Here is a 320-nt window from a genome sequence, read left to right on the forward strand (position 1 = left end):
TAAAAAAAACGGCAATAAGGCTTTCATTGTTACAAATAATCATGTGATAGACGGTGCGAATAAAGTAGAAGTGAAATTGAATAATGGTAGAAAGGTCCCCGCTAAAGTAGTAGGGACAGATCCATTATTAGATTTAGCGGTATTAGAAATTGACGGGGCAGATGTAAAAAGAGTCGCAACACTTGGAGACTCAGAAAAAATTCGTACAGGGGAAACGGTAATAGCCATTGGGAATCCATTGGGGCTAGAAGGTAGTGTAACAAAGGGGATTATTAGTAGTAAGGAACGAGAAATACCTGTTAGTACCCTTGGAAATCAAC

Annotated in this window: 1 protein-coding gene; it reads left to right on the forward strand. The window is 38.8% G+C overall.

The features are described 5' to 3' along the window. On the forward strand, positions 1-320 hold a 320-nt coding region (locus JDS96_RS30965; RefSeq protein ID WP_199669146.1), incomplete at both ends, for a S1C family serine protease.

It is taken from the genome of Bacillus cereus group sp. N21 (assembly GCF_016483395.1).
GTDB lineage: Bacteria > Bacillota > Bacilli > Bacillales > Bacillaceae_G > Bacillus_A > Bacillus_A pseudomycoides.